The following is an 18,512-nucleotide window of genomic DNA, read 5'->3' as shown; positions in this document are numbered from 1 at the left end:
TCAGGCTAGCGGGCGGCTCCGTCGGGCGGCAGGAGCAGACCGACCAGCTCGACGTGCTGGGTCATCGGGAACAGGTCGAAGCCGCGCAGCACGGTCAGCCGCCAGCCCAGCCCGGCGAAGGTGCGCACGTCGCGGGCGAAGGCGGCCGGGTCGCAGGCCACGTACGCCACCGCGCGGGGACCGGCGGCCACGATGTCGCGCACCACCCGGGCGCCCGCGCCGGAGCGCGGCGGGTCGAGCACCACCACGTCGACCGGGCCGGTGATCCGGCGGCGGGCCAGCGCGGTCTCCACCCGGGCCGGCACGACCTCCACCCGGGGCAGGTCGCGCAGGTTCTCCCGGGCGGCGGCGACGCCCTGCGCCGCCGACTCGACCAGGGTGACACGGCCCGCGTCGCCGACCCGGCCGGCGAGCGCGGCGGCGAAGAGCCCCGCCCCGCCGTAGAGGTCCCAGGCCCGCTCCCCCGGGCGCGGGTCGACCAGCTCCAGCACGGCGTCGACCAGGGTGTCGGCGGCGGCCGGGTGGACCTGCCAGAACGACGACGCCGGCAGCGTCCACTCCCGGCCTGCGGCCACCTCGCGGACCCGGTCCGGGCCGCTCACCGTGCGGGGCGCCCCGTCGGCGACGGCGGTCACGGCCACGTCCCCGCCGGTGGAGGCGACGGTCTCGACCGCGTCTGCGTCCGGCCAGCGCGCCCCGGTCGGGGCCAGCACGGGCAGCTCGCGGATCGCCGGGTGGGCGATCAGGCAGCGGTCGATCGGGACCACCTCGTGCGAGCGGTGCTTGAGCAGGCCGGCCCGGCCCGCCCCGTCGACGGCGTAGCGGACCCGGGAGCGCCAGCCGAGCGGCCCGCCGGGCAGCGCCTCGACCCGGACGCCGAGGGCGTCCAGCTCGGCGTCGGTGAGCCCGCCGAGGCGGGTGAGCTGCTCGCGCACCACCGCCGCCTTCCAGTCGAGCTGGGCGGCCGGGGCGACGTGTTGCAGGTCGCACCCGCCGCACCGGCCCGGCTTCGCGTACGGGCAGGGCTGCTCGACCCGGTTCGGGGCGGCCTCGAGCACGCTCACCGCGTCGGCCCGGACGAACCCCTTGTGCACCTCGGTGACCTCGGCGACCACCCGCTCGCCGGGCAGCGCGTGCCGGACGAAGACCACCTGGCCGTCCACCCGCGCGACGCAGTGCCCGCCGGGCGCGACCGCCCCCACGGTCAGCTCGACCCGCTCGGCCTCCTCCAGCCCCCGGTCGTTACCGTGCGCGCTCACCGTTCACCTCCACCACTCTGGCCGCTCTCGCCGGGCGGCGCGGACACGACGGGCGGGACGCTCGGCGGCAGGGTGCCGCGCGGCGCGACCCGGGGGCCGCGTGCCGGCCCCCGGCTCAGTGTGGCGTCCAGCCGGTCCAGGTCCTTGCCGGCGGTCGAGGCGAGCTGCCACGGCACGCTGGTCACCATCACCCCCGGTTCGAAGAGCAGCCGGCCCTTCAGGCGCAGCGCGCTCTGGTTGTGCAGCAGGTGCTCCCACCAGCGCCCCACCACGTACTCCGGGATGAAGACCGTGACCACGTCGCGCGGCGACTCCCGGCGGACGCCGGCCACGTAGTTCAGGATCGGGCGGGTGATCTCCCGGTACGGCGAGTCGACCACGGTCAGCGGGACGGGCAGGTCCCGCCGCTCCCACTCCGCCTGCAACTCCCGGGTGTCCTTCTCGTCGACGTTGACGGTCACCGCGGTCAGCGTGTCCGGCCGGGTGGCCCGGGCGTACGCGATCGCCCGCAGCGTCGGCTTGTGCAGCTTGCTGACCAGCACGACGGCGTGGTTGCGGGCGGGCAGCACGGCGCGGCCCTCGTCCGGCGGGGTCAGCTCCGCCGCGACCCGGTCGTAGTGTCGGCGGATGCCCAGCATCAGCACGTAGATCATCGCCATCGCGGCGATGGCGATCCACGCGCCGAGCAGGAACTTGGTGACGAGCACGACGATCAGCACCGCGCCGGTCATCGCCATGCCGAAGGTGTTGATCGCCCGGGAGCGGAGCATCCGCCGGCGCGCCTGCGGGTCCCGCGCGGTCCTCAGGTGCCGGTTCCAGTGCCGGATCATGCCGGCCTGGGAGAGCGTGAACGAGACGAAGACGCCCACGATGTAGAGCTGGATGAGCTTGGTCACCTCGGCCTGGAAGCCGACGATCAGCACGATCGCGGCGACGGCCAGGAAGACGATGCCGTTGGAGAAGGCCAGCCGGTCGCCGCGGGTGTGCAGCTGCCGGGGCAGGTAGCGGTCCTGCGCGAGGATCGAGCCGAGCACCGGGAAGCCGTTGAACGCGGTGTTCGCGGCGAGGAAGAGGATCAGCGCGGTGACCCCGGCGACCACGAAGAGCAGCACCGAGCCGGAGCCGAAGACCGTCTCCCCGAGCTGGGTGGTGACGGTCTTCTGCACGTACCCCTCGGGGCCGGAGATGATCTGGAGCCGCGGGTCCTCGACGAACTGGAGGCCGGTGAGGCGGGACAGCCAGATGATGCCGACCAGCATCGCCACCGAGATGGTGCCGAGCAGCAGCAGCGTGGTGGCCGCGTTGCGGCTCTTCGGGGCCTTGAACGCCGGCACCCCGTTGGAGATCGCCTCCACGCCGGTCAGCGCCGCGCAGCCCGAGGAGAAGGTGCGCAGCAGCAGGAAGACCAGGGCGAAGCCGGTGACGCTGTGCTCGGCCTGGATCTCCAGGCCGGCGCTGGGCGCGCGCAGGTCGTGGCCGAGCACGAACACCCGGACCAGGCCGGTGAGCAGCATCCCGACCATCACGATGATGAAGCCGTAGGTGGGGATGGCGAAGGCCGTGCCGGACTCCCGCAGGCCGCGCAGGTTCACCGCGGTGAGCAGCACCACCGCGGTGACCGCGATCAGCACCTTGTGGGTGGCCACGAACGGCACCACCGAGCCCAGGTTGGCCACCCCGGAGGAGACCGAGACCGCGACCGTGAGCACGTAGTCCACCAGCAGCGCGCTGGCCACCGCGACCCCCGCCCGGGGTCCGAGGTTGACCGTGGCCACCTCGTAGTCGCCGCCGCCCGAGGGGTAGGCGTGCACGTTCTGCCGGTAGCTGGCCACGACGGTGAGCATCACCACCACGACGGCCAGGGCGATCCACGGCGAGAAGAAGTACGCCGAGGCGCCGGCGATGGAGAGGGTCAGCAGGATCTCGTCGGGCGCGTACGCGACGCTGGAGAGCGCGTCGGACGCGAACACGGGCAGCGCGATGCGCTTGGGCAGAAGCGTGTGCTTGAGCCGGTCGGACCGGAACGGTCGACCGAGGAGCAGCCGCTTCAGCAGCGAGGTGGGTCTGGCCACAACGGCCAAGCGTACGACCAGCCGGGTGGGCGTCGTGGGGTGGTCGAGCGCGGCGGGGCGGACCGGCGGAGTACCGTCGGTCCGCACTCGCGCCGGGAACGTGGCAGGCTCGCAGACGGCACGCTCACCGGCCGGTGTGGCGCACCTTGAGGAGGGACGCGGTGCATGTCGTGATCATGGGTTGTGGCCGGGTCGGCTCGACCCTCGCCTACAGCCTGGAGTCCCGGGGGCACTCGGTCGCGGTCATCGACCATGACGCCGACGCCTTCCGCCGGCTCGGCCCGGACTTCGCCGGGATCACCGTCACCGGGGCCGGCTTCGACGGGGAGGTGCTGCGGCAGGCCGGCATCGAGCGGGCGGACGCCTTCGCGGCCGTCTCCAGCGGCGACAACTCCAACATCATCTCGGCCCGGCTCGCCCGGGAGACGTTCGGCGTGTCCCGGGTGGCGGCGCGGATCTACGACCAGCGCCGCGCGCAGGTCTACGAGCGGCTCGGCATCCCCACCGTGGCCACCGTCCGGTGGACCGCCGAACGGATGCTGCGGCACCTGGTGCCGGAGGGGAACGTGGAGATCTTCCGCGACCCGACGAGCACGGTGTCGATCATCGAGGTGCCGGTGCACAAGGACTGGGTCAGCCGGCCGGTACGCGCCCTGGAGGGGGCGACCGGGGCCCGGGTGGCGTACCTGATCCGCTTCGGCATCGGCACGCTGCCGACCCGCTCCAGCGTCGTCCAGGAGGGCGACCAGCTCTTCATGCTGGTCACCGACGACATCGCGGAGACGGTCACGTCGGTGGCGGCGGCGCCGCCGGAAGGAGGGCTGTGAGCATGCGCATCGCCATCGCCGGCGCGGGCAACGTGGGCCGCTCGATCGCGCAGGAGCTGATCGACAACGGCCACCAGGTGATGCTCATCGAGCGCCAGCCCAGGATGCTCCGCCCCGACCGGGTGCCGGCCGCCGACTGGGTGCTGGCCGACGCCTGCGAGCTGGCCAGCCTGGAGGAGGCCGACATCGCCGGCTGCGACGTGGTGGTCGCGGCCACCGGGGACGACAAGGTCAACCTGGTGGTCTCGCTGCTGGCCAAGACCGAGTTCGCGGTGCCCCGGGTGGTGGCCCGGGTCAACCGGGCCGAGAACGAGTGGCTCTTCACCGAGCAGTGGGGCGTCGACGTCGCGGTGAGCAAGCCGCGGGTGATGGCGGCCCTGGTCGAGGAGGCGGTCACCGTCGGCGACCTGGTCCGGCTGATGACGTTCCGGCAGGGCGAGGCGAACCTGGTGGAGATCACCCTGCCGCCGACCGCCCCGTACGTCGGGGAGCCGTTGCGCGCGGTCCCGCTGCCCCGCGACTCGGCGCTGGTGGCGATCCTGCGCGGCAAACGCGTGCTGGTGCCCACGCCGGACGACCCGTTGGAGGCCGGCGACGAGCTGATCTTCGTGTGCACGGCGGAGGTCGAGGACGCGGTCCGCGCGGTGGTGCTCGGGGCGGACAGCGTCGAGCGCACCCGCGAGCAGCGCTGAGGCGGCGGCCTCAGCCGCCGGGCAGCGCCTCGGACTCCGCCTCCCGGGTGACCCGGCGGACCGTCCAGACCGTGATCAGCAGCAGCAGCACGTACGGCGGGTAACCCAGCACCAGCCGCGCCACGCCGAGCGCCGTGTCCTGGTGGGCGAGGTAGAGCCCCGCCTGCACGCCCACCTTGGCCAGCCACACCACGCCCCACAGCACGGTGAGCCCGGTGAAGGTGCGTACCAGGCGCGGATCGTCGCGCCACTCCGAGCGGCCCTTGGCCACCAGCACCGACCAGATCCACCCCACGAGGGGCTGCCGGAGCGCCGCCGAGAGCAGCAGGGCCAGTCCGTAGCCGATGCCGTAGAGGATGCCGGGAAGGTAGAAGTCGCGTTCGTCGCCGGTGCGCCAGGCGATCGCGGCGCCGACGGCGACGCCGAAGAGCCCGTTGACCGCGTGCCGAACCGGGCGGCGCTGCGCCAGCCGGAGCCCGGCGATCGCGAGGGCCACGGCCACCGAGGCGATCACGGCGGGCCGCAGCTCGCCGATGATGTTGGCCAGCACGAAGACGACCACCGGGATGCTGGACTCGACCAGGCCCCGCCAGCCGCCGAGCTGGTCGGCCATCTGCTCGGCGAGGGTGGGCAGCGGCTCCTCGCCCTGCGGGTCGCTCTCCGGCTGTGCCGCCCGGTGCTGTCCCGTCGTCATCGCACGCCTTCCGTCCGCCGCGGCCACCGGATCACTTCGGCGGTTCCAGCTCGTAGTACGGGTTGTAGATGACCTTGCGGTCGTCGCGCACCGCCACCCGACCGCGCGCGGTCAGGTGGCGGCCGGGCTCGATCCCGGCGATGTGCCGCCGGCCCAGCCAGACCAGGGTGACCACGTCGCTGCCGTCGTAGAGGTCCGCCTCCAGCGTGGGCAGGTTGGTCCGCGGGGTGTAGACGACCGTACGCAGCCGACCGGCCACCGAGACCACCTGGCCCCGCATGCACTGCCCGGCCGGTACACCGCCGTGCTCGGCGCTCTCCCGGCGCAGCTCCTGCGCCTCGATCTCCGCCTCGCTCGCCGTCAGCCGTCGCAGCATGCGGCGCAGCGGACCCCGGCCCTCGTCGGTCGACATGACCTCCGCGTCACCCTCTCCACGCTGGGCCGACGCGTCGCCGGCACCCGGGACGACCCCGGCGACGCCGGAACCGTCCCGCCAGCGTACGCCGACGGGGCCGGTCCCGGCGCGTCGTGACGGTCGGTCAGGCCTCGCGGGGCGCGGGCGCGGGGTTGCCGTCGGCCGGTGCCTCGGTGCCCGCCTGGTCGGCCACCTCGCGGGGCAGCCGCAGCGGCAGCGGCTCGCGCACCGGCTTGGCCTCCTGGCCCCGGTCGACCACCAGGCCGTCGAGGCACTCGGCCAGCGGGCCGGCGGCGGCCGGGTCGGTGGCCACCTCGCCCTGGTAGACGCCGCGGACCATCCAGCGCGGCCCGTCGATGCCGACGAACCGCAGGGCGGTCAGCCCGTCCGGGGTACGCACCCGGGCGTGCAGCTCGGTGCCGTACTCGCCCTGGACCTCCTGGGCCGCCGCGCCGTCGTTGAACAGCGACTGGCGGATCTCCTCGCGCACCTCGTCCCAGATGCCCTCGGAGCGCGGCGCGGCGAAGACACCGAGCTGGAGCGCGTTCGGACCGTGCACGAGCACGACCTGCTGGATCACGCCCTCCGGGTCGGCCTGCACCCGCACCTCGACATCCCGCACCGCCGGGATGTGCAGGCTGCCCAGGTCGAGCCGCTGCACCCCCTCGGGCGCCTCGGAGATGTCGTACGGGCCGCGGGCCGGGGTCGACTCCTCGTGCGAGTCGAGGACCTCGGTCGTCCGCTCGTCACGGGCGTGCCGTCCGGCACTGTCCCGCTTCCGGGAGAAGATCACTGCGCCAACCCTCCGCTGTTCGCTCTCACCCTGCCACCTCTTCCGTCCGGCCGCCTGCCCGGTCCCGCTCTTCCCGTCGCACGTCCGGCGACCGCCGTCCGTCCGGCGCCTCCGGGGCCGCGTCCTGCCCGCCGTCCGCCGGGGACGGCACCAGGCCGGCGTGGCCGCCCGTGGAGCCGTGGCCGCCGGTCCCCCGCCGGGACTCGGGCAGCTCGGCCACCGGCCGGAAGTCCGCCCGCGCCACCCGCTGCACGACGAGCTGCGCGATGCGGTCACCACGGGAGATCTTCGCCGGTGTCTCCCGATCATGGTTGATCAGGTTGACCAGGATCTCACCCCGGTAGCCGGCGTCGACCGTACCGGGCGCGTTGAGCACCGTCACGCCGAGTCTGGCGGCGAGCCCCGAACGGGGGTGGACCAGGCCCACGTACCCCTCGGGCAACGCGATCGCCACGCCGGTCGGGACCAGGGCCCGGCCGCCGGGTGGCAGCTCGACGTCCGCCGCGGCCACCAGGTCCGCGCCGGCATCGCCGGGATGGGCGTACGCCGGCAGCGGCAGCTCGGGGTCGAGCTGCCGTACGGGCACGGGTACGACGTCGGTCACGGTTCTCCTCTTCCGTCCGTTTCCTGGGGTGACCCTGCCATCCTGCCGGTTCCGTCGCCCGTCGTGCGCCGTACCCTCGCAGGAGTGAGCCTGTCACCATCCTCGCCGTCCCCGGCGCCGCCCGCGGCGGTGCCCCCGCAGCACGCCGAGCGGCTCGGTCTGCCCTGGTGGCTGTGGCTGGGTGGCCTGGCTGCGGCCACGCTGCTGGCCCTCGAGGTCTGGATGGGCGCCCCCGGCGTCCGCGCCTGGCTGCCCTTCGTCGTGCTGCTCCCGGCGACCGTCGCCGGCCTGGCCTGGCTGGGCCGGATCCGGATCGCCGTACGCGACGACGAGCTGCGGGTGGACGACGCCCGGCTGCCGGTTCGGTTCGTCGCCGACGTCGTCCCGCTGGACGCCGCCGGCCGGCGTGAGGTGCTCGGGGTCGGCGCCGACCCGCTGGCGTTCGTGGTGCAGCGGCCGTGGATCCCCGGCGCCGTGCAGGTGGTCCTCGACGACCCGGCCGACCCCACCCCGTTCTGGGTGGTCAGCACCCGGCACCCGGTCGAGCTGGCCGAGGCGCTCCTCGCCGCCCGCGACGCCGCCCGGGCCTGAGTTCGTCCGGCGCCCGGTCGCGCCGTCCCGCTGCCCGACGCCGGTCCCTCCGCTCGGGCCCCGGCTGCCCGGGCGCTGTCCGTCCGTCCGGCCGCTGCCCGTTCGCTCCGACGCTGTCCGGCGGCGTTCGGGACCCTGCCCGTGCTCGGTGCCGTTGCCCGCTCAGCGGGCGCCGGGGAGGGCCGGCGGGGCGTCCGGCAGGGCCTTGGCCTGGCGACGCAGGTCGCTGCGGAGCTGGTCCGCCATGGTCCGGGTGGCCCGGCGGTTGAGGTAGCTGGCCACCGCCGCCCCGGTGAGGAAGGGCCCGAGGGTGGTCAGGTTGCGGCCGAAGCGCTTGAGCAGCGTGTCCCGAAGCTCCTTGCGCGCGGCGGTGCCCAGCACGGCGCTCACCCCGACACCGGGCATCATCGGGTTGATCCCCCGCTGGCCGGCCCAGGACTGCACCAGGGCGACGGCCCGCTGGGTGCCGCCGCTCGGCACCGGGACCCCGTAGACCTCGTGCAGTTCGCCGATCAGCTTCAGCTCGACCGCCACCACGGCGACCGTCTCGGCGGCCAGCAGGACCGGCGCGGAGAGCAGGGTCGGGGCGACCGCCCACTCGACCGCCGCCACTCCCCCGCCGGCGGCGCCGATGCCGGCCGTCGTCCGCGCGGCGTTGCGGACCAGCCGCTCGGCCAACGCCTCGCCGTCCAGGCCGTCGAAGTGCCGGCGCAGGGTGGCCAGGTCGCGTACGGGCACGTGCGGGGCGACCTCGGCGACCGTGTCGACCATCCAGCGCACCGCGCTCTTCGGCTTGAACAGGTCGGTCAGCCCACGCGCCCGCGCCTGCCCGACGAGCCGGCCGAGCAGTTGCCGCCGGCGCGCCGGCTCGACGTCGTCGGCGGTCAGGGCCGCGACGGTGGCACCCAGCTCGTCCGTGCCGCGCGCGGGCACCGCGTCGGCATGGTCGTCCCGCGCGACGGGGTCGTCCGCGCCGTCGGCGCGGCCCTGGTCCGCGCCACGCGTGCCGCCGGACTCGCTCCGCTCGCTCATGGACCGACCTCCCGAATGGACCGACGTCGTCATGACGGTCACCCGTCAACGAGTCAAGCAGGTCCCCGGGAATGCCGCACGGCGGCTCGGGCAGCGGCGGCCCCGACGAGGGAGCCGCCGCTGGTGCGGACGCACGGTGTCAGACGCACTCGCGGCAGATCAGGTCGCCGTTACGCTCGACCGCCAACTGGCTGCGGTGGTGCACCAGGAAGCAGCGGGCGCACCGGAACTCGTCCTGCTGCATCGGCAGCACCTTGACCGTGAGTTCCTCGTCCGCCAGGTCGGCGCCGGGCAGCTCGAAGCTCTCGGCCACCTCGGCCTCGTCGACGTCCACGGCGCCCGACTGTGAGTCGACGCGTCGGGCCTTGAGCTCTTCCAGGCTGTCCTCGCCGAGGTCGACCTCGTCGCGACGCGGGGCGTCGTAGTCGGTGGCCATCGGTTTCACTCTCCCATATCGATGTTGTCGCTTCCGGTTGTAACGCCGGACGACGCTGTTTCGGTTCCGCTGGCCGGCCACCACTTGTGTCGGTCACCCGACCCGAAGACAGCACGGACGGAGGCATCCCCAAGGAACACCCGACGAGCGCGGAACCATACCCCCCCATTTGGCGAGGCATGTATACCGCCCTCGTGGCTGAGATGTACGCCCCCGCACGCGAAGTTGTTCCCAATGTGACTCAGGCGACACGAAGATAGGGGTAGTACTACCCGGTTCCCGGATGGCGCGCCGGCATGTCCGGCTGTTTCCACGCGACGGCCGGACAACCGTTAACCTCAGCGGCGTACTCGACGGCCGGCGGGGCGGCCCGACCACCGGCGGCCGCCACCACCCACCCACTGTCCGGGGAGCACCCTGATGAGCTTTGCACGAGTGCGAGCACTCGTTGTCGTCGGCCTGCTGGCGGTGCTGGCCCTCGTCTTCGTGGTCGTCGCACTGGTCCGCGACACCCAGAGCAGCGCCGGCCTCGCCGGAGGCTGCCCCGAGGGCTGGCCGATGGCCGACGTGACCCTGCGGGAACCCAAGGACGTCAAGATCAACGTCTACAACGCGACCGACGAAGCGGGTCGGGCCAGCACCGTCGCGGACGACTTCCGCAACCGTAAGTTCCAGGTCAAGAAGGTCGGCAACGAGAAGAAGCACATCGACGACATCGCGGTCCTGCGCTACGGCCCGAAGGGCGTCGGCTCGGCGCACCTGCTGCGGGCGTACTTCCTCGACAACGCCGAGTGGGACTACGACGCCAAGCGCACCGACGACGTCGTCGACGTGGTGCTCGGCGGCGGCTTCCAGCAGCTCGCCACCACCACCGAGGTCAACCAGTCCCTGGGCGACCTCGGCGCGCCGGTCGCACCGGCCGAGTCCTGCCCGATGTCCGAGGACGACTGACCACGCCGTGCCCCCGGTCCCGCCGGGGGCACGGCGCCGGCCGGTCAGGGACCGCCCGAGGCGTCCAGGTCCGCGAGGCGGTCGTGCAGCGGCTTGAACAGCGCCGCCGGCGCGGCGATCACCAGGTCCGGGCCGGCCGGCAGCCCGCCCAGCCCGGCGACCAGCAGCCCGGCCTCGGTCGCCACCAGGGCACCGGCGGCCTGGTCCCAGGCCGCGAGCCCCTTCTCGTAGTAGGCGTCCACCCGCCCCTCCGCCGCCAGGCAGAGATCCAGCGCCGCGGCGCCGAACCGACGGATGTCCCGGATGTGCGGGATCAGCTCGGCGACCACCCGGGCCTGGTGCGCCCGGCGCCCCGGGTCGTAGCCGAATCCCGTGGCGACCAGCGCCTGGCCGAGATCGGTCTCCGTGGAGCAGCGCAGCCGCTCGCCGTCGCGCCAGGCGCCCCCGCCGGCGGTGGCCGTCCACTCCTCGCCGGTGCTGACGTTGCGCACCACCCCGGCGACCACCTCGCCGTCGACCTCGGCGGCGAGCGACACCGCACAGTGCGGGATCCCGTAGAGGTAGTTGACCGTGCCGTCGATCGGGTCCACGATCCAGCGGACGCCGCCGGGGGCGACCGGGCCGGTCTCCCCCGCCCCGTACTCCTCGCCGAGGACGGCGTCGCCCGGCCGCAGCCGGCGCAGCGCGTCGATCACCTGCCGCTCGACCGCCCGGTCGGCGGCGGTCACCACGTCGGTGACCGTGCTCTTGGTGGCCGCCACCGACACGCCCTCGACCCTCATCCGGTACGCGGTGGCGGCCGCGTCCCGGGCCACCTCGACCGCGATGTCCAGCAGTTCCGCCGGCGCCGAGCGATCCATCGTTCGTCCCCTTCCCGCACGGCCGGGGTGTTCCGGGTCACGCGCTGTACCATCCTTACAAAGTCCACATCTACGTCGAATCGGCGGTCCCCGCCGCCGGTCCGCCGTGCGGCGCGGGATGATCGCCGCAGACGGCGTTACAATTCACCCCTGCCCACGCTGCGACGGACCGCCAACGACCGGCCGGCCCGGGACACGGGGGTCCCTCAACCACATCGCCCGGCAAGGTGCCCCGCTCTGCGTCGGACGACCCGGCCGTGCTCGCTCTTCGCCTCCGGAAGGTCATTCGTGACAGAACCCCGCCAGACCGGCGCCGACGTTCGCTCGCTCACCGACACTCTGATCGCCCACGCGCAGAGCGCGGGCGGCCAGCTCACGTCGGCTCAGCTCGCGCGCACCGTCGAGTCCGCCGAGGTGACTCCGGCCCAGGCCAAGAAGATCCTGCGGGCGCTCTCCGAGGCGGGAGTGACCGTGGTGGTCGACGGCTCGGCGAGCACCCGCCGCCGCGTCGCCGCCGCCCGATCGGCCACTCCCGCGTCCCGGGCCACCACCGCCAAGACCACCAAGAAGGCCGTCGCGCCCGCCCCGAAGCAGGCGCCCGCCGCGGACGAGGCCCCGGCGCCCGCCCCGCGCAAGGCCGCCCCACGCAAGGCCACCGGCACGACCGCCGAGGTGGCGGCCAAGGCCGCCGCGCCCGCGAAGGCGACCAAGGCGACCCGGGCGACCAAGGCGACGGTCGCCGCGGCCGGCGCCAAGCCGGCCAAGGCCGGCGGCAAGGCCAAGGGCGAGGGCGCCGAGGGCGACATCGACCCGGAGGAGCTGGCCGCCGCGATCGAGGACGTGGTCGTCGAGGAGCCGGCGGAGCTGACCCGCGCCGCCGAGACCGACGCCGCCAACTCGGCCAGCGACAACGACTTCGAGTGGGACGACGAGGAGTCCGAGGCGCTCAAGCAGGCGCGTCGCGACGCGGAGCTGACCGCCTCCGCCGACTCGGTCCGGGCCTACCTCAAGCAGATCGGCAAGGTCCCGCTGCTCAACGCCGAGCAGGAGGTGGAGCTGGCCAAGCGGATCGAGGCCGGGCTCTACGCCGCGGAGCGGCTGCGGGCTGCCGACGAGGGCGAGGAGAAGCTCACCCGCGAGATGCAGCGGGACCTGGGCTGGATCTCGCGCGACGGCGAGCGCGCCAAGAACCACCTGCTGGAGGCCAACCTCCGGCTGGTGGTCTCGCTGGCCAAGCGTTACACCGGTCGCGGCATGGCCTTCCTCGACCTGATCCAGGAGGGCAACCTCGGCCTGATCCGCGCGGTCGAGAAGTTCGACTACACCAAGGGCTACAAGTTCTCCACGTACGCCACCTGGTGGATCCGGCAGGCGATCACCCGGGCCATGGCCGACCAGGCCCGCACCATCCGCATCCCGGTGCACATGGTCGAGGTCATCAACAAGCTCGGCCGCATCCAGCGCGAGCTGCTCCAGGACCTGGGCCGCGAGCCCACCCCGGAGGAGCTCGCCAAGGAGATGGACATCACACCGGAGAAGGTGCTGGAGATCCAGCAGTACGCCCGGGAGCCCATCTCGCTGGACCAGACCATCGGCGACGAGGGCGACAGCCAGCTCGGTGACTTCATCGAGGACTCCGAGGCCGTGGTCGCGGTCGACGCGGTCTCGTTCTCGCTCCTGCAGGATCAGCTCCAGCAGGTGCTGCAGACGTTGTCCGAGCGTGAGGCGGGGGTGGTACGCCTGCGCTTCGGGCTGACCGACGGCCAGCCGCGCACGCTGGACGAGATCGGCCAGGTCTACGGGGTGACCCGGGAACGCATCCGGCAGATCGAGTCCAAGACGATGTCCAAGTTGCGTCACCCGTCGCGTTCGCAGGTGCTCCGGGACTACCTGGACTGATCGCGATCGTCAACCGAACGTGTCGTTTTGACCACCTGGCGTGCAACGTCGGAAGGTGATCGTTCGGTTGCACGATTGTGATCGTTGACGTGGCACCCTTGGTGCACGGCACACTGTCCCTGCCATGTGTGACCTCGGTCCCCCGCGGGCACACAGGGAAGGCAGCGCCGGGACAGGGTGTTGCACGATAGGTGAGCAAAGACCGAAGAGAGTGTTCATCGGTGACGACCAGAGGAGGAAGGCGATGACCCCGACCCTCACGCCGCCGCCCGAGACGGTGGCTCCCCCAGCCGCCGATGAACGGTGCGACCGCTGCAATGCTGCCGGCAAGCTCCGGATCACTCTGGCGGGTGGGAGCGAGCTGGTGTTCTGTGGGCACCACGCGAACAAGTACGCGGAGGATCTCGTGAAGATCACCGTGCGGTTCGCGACGGACCCGGAGTTCAGCTGGCGTGGCGCCGATCTGATGGCGAACTGAGATCCGCAAACCCACGACATAGCCGGCCGGAGGCCCCCTGAGGGGGCCTCCGGCCGGCTTTTGCGTCTCCCCCGCCCGGCACGCCCGATCCGCCCGGCACGCCCGATCCCGGGCACCGGTGGCGGGCCGGTCGACAGCCGTCAGAGGGTCTGGACGGTGGCGATGCGTTCCTCGAGCTGCTCGATGGTGGCCTGGGCGCTCGGCGGGCCGCCGCAGAGGCGGCGCAGCTCCGCGTGGATCTTCCCGTGCGGCTGCCCCGTGCGGTGGTGCCGGGCGGCCACGAGGCCGTTCAGTTGGCGGCGTAGGGCGACCCGACGCTGGGCGGCACTCATTGGTGCCGGCGGCGCCGTGGGCGCCGCAGCGGCCGCCTCAGCCGGCCTGGCGGCCTGACGGCGCTGGGCCGCGAGCTGTTCCTGCTGCCGCTTGGTCAGCAGCAGGGCCACCTGGTCGGCGGTGAGCAGCCCGGGCAGGCCCAGGTACTCCTCCTCCTCGGGGGTGCCGGCCTGGGCGGCGGTGCCGAACGAGGCGCCGTCGAAGATCACCTGGTCCAGCTCGGCCGTGGCGGAGAGCGCGGCGAAGCGCTTCTCCAGCTCGCCGCTGGCCTGGTCGTCGCGCTGGGCGCGCTCCAGCAGGTCGTCGTCGAAGCCCTCGCGCTCCTTGGGCTTGCCGAGCACGTGGTCCCGCTCGACCTCCATCTCGCTGGCCAGCCCGAGCAGGTGCGGCACGCTGGGCAGGAAGACCGAGGCGGTCTCGCCGGGGCGGCGGGCGCGGACGAACCGGCCGATCGCCTGCGCGAAGTAGAGCGGGGTGCTGGCGCTGGTCGCGTAGACGCCGACCGCCAGCCGGGGGATGTCGACGCCCTCGGAGACCATCCGGACCGCCACCAGCCAGCGCTGCTCGGACGCCGCGAACGTCGCGATCCGCGCCGAGGCGCCCACGTCGTCGGAGAGCACCACCGCCGCGCGCTCGCCGGTCACCTGCGCGATGAGTTTCGCGTACGAGCGGGCGGTCTGCTGGTCGCTGGCGATGATCAGCCCGCCGGCGTCGGGCATCCCCGCGTTGCGCAGCACGGTCAGCCGGGCGTCGGCGGCCCGCAGCACCTGCGGCATCCAGTCGCCCGCCGGGTCCAGCGCGGTGCGCCACGCCTGCGCCACGAGGTCCTGGGTCATCGGCTCGCCGAGCCGCGCCGCCAGCTCCTCCCCGGCGTTGGTGCGCCACCGCGTCTCCCCCGAGTACGCCAGGAAGAGCACCGGCCGCACGACGCCGTCGCGCAGCGCGTCGGCGTAGCCGTAGACCGAGTCGGCGCGGGATCGCAGCAGGCCGTCGCCGCCCCGCTCGTACTCGACGAACGGGATCGGGTTGTCGTCGGAGCGGAACGGGGTCCCGGTGAGCATCAACCGGCGCTCGGCGCCCTCGAAGGCCGCCTTCACCCCGTCGCCCCAGGAGCGGCTGTCCCCGGCGTGGTGGATCTCGTCGAGGACGACCAGGGTGCGCCGGGTGAGGGTGCGCCGCTTGTGCACGTGCGGCGCCATGCCCACCTGCGCGTACGTCACGACCGCGCCGTGGAAGTCGGCGGAGGAGTGCAGGTCGGCGTTGCGGAAGGCGGCGTCGAGCTGGATGCCGACCCGGGCCGCCGCCTGCGCCCACTGGGTCTTCAGGTGCTCGGTCGGCGCCACCACGGTCACCGCCTCGACGGTGCCGTCGGCGAGCAGCTCGGCGGCGATCCGCAGGGCGAAGGTGGTCTTTCCGGCGCCGGGGGTGGCGACCGCCGTGAAGTCGGGGTCCCGCCGACGCAGGTACTCCACGAGTGCCTTGCGCTGCCATGCGCGCAGTGCCGGAAACGTCTCGATCGCCGGCAACCGGGCCGCCACGGGAAGCTCCTCTCCGACCGCCTGACGGCGGACCCCGGGCGAGGGCCACGGGTACCGCCGCCCATGAAAACGCCTCCGCGCAGTGGGTGCCGCGAAGGCCGACCCAGCATAACCAGCGCCGCCCCGCCGGGCCCACGCGACATACGGGCCACGCCGGTCCCACCGCCTCCGCCCGGTTACGAGCGCCGCCCTGGGTCACTCCCGCCGGCCGCGCATGCCCGTCCTGGACGGCCGCGTGGTCGGCACCGGCGCGGACCACCGGCGGCGCAGCGACACCAGGCGCAGCAGGAAGACGAAGACCGCCGCAGCCGTGAGCCAGCCGGCGTTGGCGTGCCCGAGGGCGTCCAGCAGCACCACGAGGATCGAGCCGGCGAGCGCGGCGACGGCGTAGATCTCCCGCCGCAGCACCACCGGGATCTCGGCGGTGAGCAGGTCCCGCCCGAGGCCGCCGCCGATCGCGGTGAGCATGCCGATCACGCAGGCCCCCACCGCCGGCACCTGGGCGTCGAGGGCCTTGACCGTGCCGGTGACCGTGAACAGCGCCAGCCCGGCCGCGTCCAGCACCAGCACGGTGGTGCGCAGCCGGGCGAACTGGGGGTGCAGCCAGAAGACGGCCGCGGCGGTCACGGCGGCCGTGGCGGCGTACCGCCAGTCGCCGAAGGCCAGCGGCGGCGCCTCGTCGATCGCCAGGTCCCGGAAGATCCCGCCACCGAGCGCGGCCACGAAGCCGACGAAGACGACGCCGAAGAGGTCGAGCCGTTTGGCCACCGCCGCGGAGGCCCCGGAGGCGGCGAAGACCGCCACCCCGGTGAGGTCGGCGAGGAGCAGGGCGGTGGAGGTGGTCACCGGCGAAGGTTACGTGCGCGACCGGGAGGGTCGCCCACGCTCACTCGCCCCAGGAGTCGTAGATCTCCTTGCACTTCGGGCAGACCGGCGAGCCGGGCTTGGCGGCCTTGGTGACCGGGAAGGTCTCCCCGCACAGCGCGACGACGAAAGTGCCCATGACGGCGCTCTCGGCGATCTTCTCCTTGCGCACGTAGTGGAACATCTCGGGACCGGTGTCGGCGTCCTTCAGCTCCGGACGCTCGAGAACCTCTGTGCTCACTTCTGCACCTCCGACCGTCAAGTCTGGCAGGTCACCCCCGCTCCGGTCCACTTCAGGTCGCCCGGACGGGGGCCGTACGGTGGTGACGTGACCGACTTTCACATCTGCTACGGCAGCGAGGTTGCCGACGCCCTGCGCGACGGGCGTCCCGTCGTCGCCCTGGAGAGCACCATCGTCTCGCACGGCCTGCCCCGGCCGGACAACCTGCGGGTGGCCCGCGAGATCGAGCAGGCCGTCCGGGACGCGGGCGCGGTCCCGGCGACCATCGGCATGGTCGGCGGGCGGCTGGTGGTGGGCCTGGACGACGCGGAGCTGACCCGGCTCGCCACCGTCGACGGGGTCGCCAAGCTCTCCGTACGCGATCTCGCCGTCGCCGCCGCGACCGGCGCGGACGGCGCCACGACCGTGGCCGCGACCAGCGCGGTGGCCGACGCCGCCGGGATCGGCGTGTTCGCCACCGGCGGCCTCGGCGGGGTGCACCGGGAGGCGGCGCAGACCTTCGACGAGTCCGCCGACCTGGTCACCCTGGCCCGTACGCCGATCGCGGTGGTCTGCGCCGGGGTCAAGTCGATCCTCGACGTGGGCGCGACCCTGGAGCGGCTGGAGACCCTCGGCGTCGGCGTGGTCGGCTACCGGACCCGGCGCTTCCCCGGTTTCTTCATCACCGACGGCGGCTTCGACCTGGACTGGTCGCTGGACTCCCCGGAGCAGGTCGCGGACGTGCTGGTGGCTCGCGAGCAGCAGGGCGCACACCACGGCGGCCTGATCGTGGCCAACCCGCTGCCGACCGACGAGCAGCTCGACCCGGAGCTGCACGACCGGACCCTCGCCGACGGGCTGGCCCTGCTGGAGCGCGACGGGGTGACCGGCAAGGCCGTGACGCCCTACCTGCTCGCGCACTTCCACTCGGCGACCGAGGGGGCGAGCCTGGCGGTGAACGTCCGGATCATCCTGCGCAACGCCGACCTCGCGGCCCGGATCGCCGTCGCCGCGGCCGCCCGCCGCGCCGGGGCATGACCGCAGGCCGCGTCCTCGTCGTCGGTGACCTGATCACCGACGTGGTGGCGGTGCTGGCGGGGCCGGTGGCCACCGGGTCGGACACGCCGGCGGCGATCCGGTTCAGCGGCGGCGGGCAGGCCGCCAACACCGCGGCCTGGCTCGCCGCGCAGGGCGTACCTGTCACGCTGGTCGGCGCCGTCGGCGACGACGACGCCGGGCGGGACCGGGTGGCCGAGCTGGAGCGGGCGGGGGTCGACTGCGCGACGCGGGTGTGCCCGGACCGCGCCACCGGGACGGTCATCGTGCTGGCGACTGCCGAGGAGCGGTCGATGATCACCGAGCGGGGCGCGAACCTGCGGCTGAACCCGGGGGACGTCGACGCGGCCCTGACGGCGACGCCGGACGCGCGGCACCTGCACCTGTCCGGGTACACCCTGCTGGACGCCGAGTCCCGACCGGCGGGGCTGCGGGCGTTGGCCGCCGCCCGCGAGCGCGGGCTAACCACCAGTGTCGACGCGGCCTCCGCGGCCCCGCTGCGGCGGGTCGGCGCGGCGGCCTTCCTGTCCTGGGTACGCGGGGTCGACCTGCTCCTGGTCAACGCCGACGAGGCGACGGTGCTGGCCGGCGGGCTGGACCCGGCGGCGCAGGGGCGGGCGCTGTCGGCCTCCGCCCGGCGGATCGTCGTCAAGCAGGGCGAGGCCGGGGCGGTCTGGGTGGACCGGGACGCCTCGGTGGCGGTGGCGCCGGCCCGCCGGGTGTCGGTGGTCGACGTCACGGGGGCCGGGGATGCGTTCGCGGCCGGGCTGCTGGCCGCCTGGCTCGACGGCGCGCAGCCGGCGGTGGCGCTGGGCCGCGCCGGCGATCTCGGCGCCCTCGCGGTCTCCCAGATCGGCGCCCGCCCCTCCCCCTGACCTGTGGGCCGGCGGGTGGGGTG

The 18,512-nt window shown here is 73.9% G+C and carries 20 protein-coding genes; 8 read left to right on the top strand and 12 right to left on the bottom strand.

Features of this window, described 5'->3' with window-relative positions; all coding sequences use genetic code 11:
* Positions 1 to 5: 5 nt before the first annotated feature.
* Together F6X68_RS01115 and F6X68_RS01110 are read right to left on the bottom strand one after the other, a co-directional pair.
* Positions 6 to 1,259 carry a class I SAM-dependent RNA methyltransferase gene (locus F6X68_RS01115; protein WP_151452456.1) on the bottom strand — a complete coding sequence of 418 codons (1,254 nt, stop codon included), beginning with the start codon at positions 1,257 to 1,259 and terminating at the stop codon, positions 6 to 8.
* Complete coding sequence (locus F6X68_RS01110; RefSeq protein WP_151452455.1) at positions 1,256 to 3,331, bottom strand: APC family permease; 2,076 nt, start codon at positions 3,329 to 3,331, stop codon at positions 1,256 to 1,258. The genes F6X68_RS01115 and F6X68_RS01110 overlap by 4 nt, the downstream gene beginning before the upstream one ends.
* Before the next feature lie 161 nt (positions 3,332 to 3,492).
* Here F6X68_RS01110 and F6X68_RS01105 point away from each other — a divergent pair, with 161 nt between their 5' ends.
* Positions 3,493 to 4,158 (top strand): TrkA family potassium uptake protein, encoded by a 666-nt coding sequence (locus F6X68_RS01105; RefSeq protein ID WP_151452454.1) that lies wholly within the window; start codon positions 3,493 to 3,495, stop codon positions 4,156 to 4,158.
* A 2-nt stretch (positions 4,159 to 4,160) separates the two neighbouring features.
* The gene (locus tag F6X68_RS01100) at positions 4,161 to 4,850 is read left to right on the top strand and encodes a TrkA family potassium uptake protein (RefSeq protein ID WP_132233250.1); all 690 of its coding nucleotides are present in this window, start codon (positions 4,161 to 4,163) and stop codon (positions 4,848 to 4,850) included.
* 10 nt (positions 4,851 to 4,860) lie between these two features.
* Here the strand turns inward: F6X68_RS01100 and F6X68_RS01095 are convergent, their stop codons facing one another.
* From F6X68_RS01095 to dut, 4 genes are all read right to left on the bottom strand, one after another.
* Positions 4,861 to 5,544, bottom strand: a complete 684-nt coding sequence (locus tag F6X68_RS01095) for a DUF3159 domain-containing protein (protein WP_151452453.1) — start codon at positions 5,542 to 5,544, stop codon at positions 4,861 to 4,863.
* 31 nt (positions 5,545 to 5,575) lie between these two features.
* The gene (locus F6X68_RS01090) at positions 5,576 to 5,956 is read right to left on the bottom strand and encodes an OB-fold nucleic acid binding domain-containing protein (protein WP_151452452.1); all 381 of its coding nucleotides are present in this window, start codon (positions 5,954 to 5,956) and stop codon (positions 5,576 to 5,578) included.
* A 127-nt stretch (positions 5,957 to 6,083) separates the two neighbouring features.
* The gene (locus tag F6X68_RS01085) at positions 6,084 to 6,752 is read right to left on the bottom strand and encodes a DUF3710 domain-containing protein (RefSeq protein ID WP_151452451.1); all 669 of its coding nucleotides are present in this window, start codon (positions 6,750 to 6,752) and stop codon (positions 6,084 to 6,086) included.
* 25 nt (positions 6,753 to 6,777) lie between these two features.
* Positions 6,778 to 7,356, bottom strand: coding sequence for a dUTP diphosphatase (dut, locus tag F6X68_RS01080; RefSeq protein ID WP_151452450.1), 579 nt, complete (start codon positions 7,354 to 7,356; stop codon positions 6,778 to 6,780).
* A 90-nt stretch (positions 7,357 to 7,446) separates the two neighbouring features.
* On the opposite strand from dut, the gene F6X68_RS01075 reads away from it, so the two are divergent.
* Positions 7,447 to 7,947, top strand: a complete 501-nt coding sequence (locus tag F6X68_RS01075) for a DUF3093 domain-containing protein (protein WP_192581218.1) — start codon at positions 7,447 to 7,449, stop codon at positions 7,945 to 7,947.
* A gap of 162 nt (positions 7,948 to 8,109) precedes the next feature.
* Here F6X68_RS01075 and F6X68_RS01070 read toward each other — a convergent pair whose 3' ends face one another.
* Positions 8,110 to 8,979 carry a hypothetical protein gene (locus F6X68_RS01070; protein WP_225851884.1) on the bottom strand — a complete coding sequence of 290 codons (870 nt, stop codon included), beginning with the start codon at positions 8,977 to 8,979 and terminating at the stop codon, positions 8,110 to 8,112.
* A 139-nt stretch (positions 8,980 to 9,118) separates the two neighbouring features.
* Positions 9,119 to 9,415, bottom strand: a complete 297-nt coding sequence (locus F6X68_RS01065; protein WP_013284790.1) for a DUF4193 domain-containing protein — start codon at positions 9,413 to 9,415, stop codon at positions 9,119 to 9,121.
* Between the two features lie 435 nt (positions 9,416 to 9,850).
* Here F6X68_RS01065 and F6X68_RS01060 point away from each other — a divergent pair, with 435 nt between their 5' ends.
* Positions 9,851 to 10,366, top strand: a complete 516-nt coding sequence (locus tag F6X68_RS01060) for a LytR C-terminal domain-containing protein (RefSeq protein ID WP_192581217.1) — start codon at positions 9,851 to 9,853, stop codon at positions 10,364 to 10,366.
* A gap of 44 nt (positions 10,367 to 10,410) precedes the next feature.
* Here F6X68_RS01060 and F6X68_RS01055 read toward each other — a convergent pair whose 3' ends face one another.
* Positions 10,411 to 11,226, bottom strand: coding sequence for an inositol monophosphatase family protein (locus F6X68_RS01055; protein ID WP_151452448.1), 816 nt, complete (start codon positions 11,224 to 11,226; stop codon positions 10,411 to 10,413).
* Positions 11,227 to 11,514: 288 nt separating this feature from the next.
* Here F6X68_RS01055 and F6X68_RS01050 point away from each other — a divergent pair, with 288 nt between their 5' ends.
* Together F6X68_RS01050 and F6X68_RS01045 are read left to right on the top strand one after the other, a co-directional pair.
* Positions 11,515 to 13,125, top strand: coding sequence for an RNA polymerase sigma factor (locus tag F6X68_RS01050; protein ID WP_151452447.1), 1,611 nt, complete (start codon positions 11,515 to 11,517; stop codon positions 13,123 to 13,125).
* Between the two features lie 244 nt (positions 13,126 to 13,369).
* Positions 13,370 to 13,603 (top strand): hypothetical protein, encoded by a 234-nt coding sequence (locus F6X68_RS01045; RefSeq protein ID WP_074474066.1) that lies wholly within the window; start codon positions 13,370 to 13,372, stop codon positions 13,601 to 13,603.
* 140 nt (positions 13,604 to 13,743) lie between these two features.
* On the opposite strand, the gene F6X68_RS01040 is transcribed toward F6X68_RS01045, so the two are convergent.
* From F6X68_RS01040 to F6X68_RS01030, 3 genes are all read right to left on the bottom strand, one after another.
* Positions 13,744 to 15,474 (bottom strand): DEAD/DEAH box helicase, encoded by a 1,731-nt coding sequence (locus F6X68_RS01040; RefSeq protein ID WP_151452446.1) that lies wholly within the window; start codon positions 15,472 to 15,474, stop codon positions 13,744 to 13,746.
* A gap of 195 nt (positions 15,475 to 15,669) precedes the next feature.
* Positions 15,670 to 16,320, bottom strand: a complete 651-nt coding sequence (locus F6X68_RS01035; RefSeq protein WP_151452445.1) for a trimeric intracellular cation channel family protein — start codon at positions 16,318 to 16,320, stop codon at positions 15,670 to 15,672.
* Between the two features lie 40 nt (positions 16,321 to 16,360).
* Positions 16,361 to 16,579, bottom strand: a complete 219-nt coding sequence (locus F6X68_RS01030; protein ID WP_089001394.1) for a DUF3039 domain-containing protein — start codon at positions 16,577 to 16,579, stop codon at positions 16,361 to 16,363.
* An 87-nt stretch (positions 16,580 to 16,666) separates the two neighbouring features.
* On the opposite strand from F6X68_RS01030, the gene F6X68_RS01025 reads away from it, so the two are divergent.
* Both F6X68_RS01025 and F6X68_RS01020 read left to right on the top strand, forming a co-directional pair.
* The gene (locus F6X68_RS01025) at positions 16,667 to 17,596 is read left to right on the top strand and encodes a pseudouridine-5'-phosphate glycosidase (protein WP_151452444.1); all 930 of its coding nucleotides are present in this window, start codon (positions 16,667 to 16,669) and stop codon (positions 17,594 to 17,596) included.
* Positions 17,593 to 18,489, top strand: coding sequence for a carbohydrate kinase family protein (locus tag F6X68_RS01020; protein WP_151452443.1), 897 nt, complete (start codon positions 17,593 to 17,595; stop codon positions 18,487 to 18,489). Before F6X68_RS01025 ends, F6X68_RS01020 begins: the two co-directional genes overlap by 4 nt.
* Positions 18,490 to 18,512 lie beyond the last annotated feature (23 nt).

Source organism: Micromonospora sp. AMSO12t (genome assembly GCF_008806585.1).
GTDB lineage: Bacteria > Actinomycetota > Actinomycetes > Mycobacteriales > Micromonosporaceae > Micromonospora > Micromonospora reichwaldensis.
This window is presented reverse-complemented; position numbering and strand designations above follow the sequence as displayed.